A 506-nucleotide genomic window follows, 5' to 3' on the forward strand; every position below is an offset into this window, starting at 1 on the left:
AAGTGCTCTGAAGGTAATTATAACGGGGGGTGATGCTAATTTTTTGTATAAACAATTACAAAACAGCATCTTTGCGCCTCAAATTATAAAAGATCCTTACTTAGTATTAAAAGGATTAAATGAAGCTATTGCAGATTATAATGTACAAAAGAATAAATTATATTGCAGCCATACTCGTTCTAGTTTGTGGTTTAAGTGCTCAGGCACAGGTTACCACTTCATCACCATATTCAAGATATGGACTTGGAAATATAAAGGGATCTTTGTTGCCCCAGCTTAGAGCAATGGGTGGAATTTCTACCGCAGTAGGTAAAGTAACAGGGTTCAATTATATTAATATGCAAAACCCTGCATCTTATGCCGGAATAACTTTAACCACCATTGATGTGGGAATGAGTGCTGGTTTAACCAATCTTTCGCGAAACAATTTAAGCGAAACGAGTTTCAATTCTACTTTTAGTCATTTGGCATTTGCCGCTCCAGTTACCAAAAGATCGGCCTTGAGT

At 36.8% G+C, this 506-nt stretch carries 1 pseudogene; it reads left to right on the forward strand.

Annotation, left to right across the window (positions count from 1 at the left end):
- Positions 1–140 precede the first annotated feature (140 nt).
- Positions 141–506: pseudogene (locus AC1DND_RS29305) on the forward strand (hypothetical protein); the annotation flags it as partial.

The organism is Pedobacter sp. 01N416 (assembly GCF_056399685.1).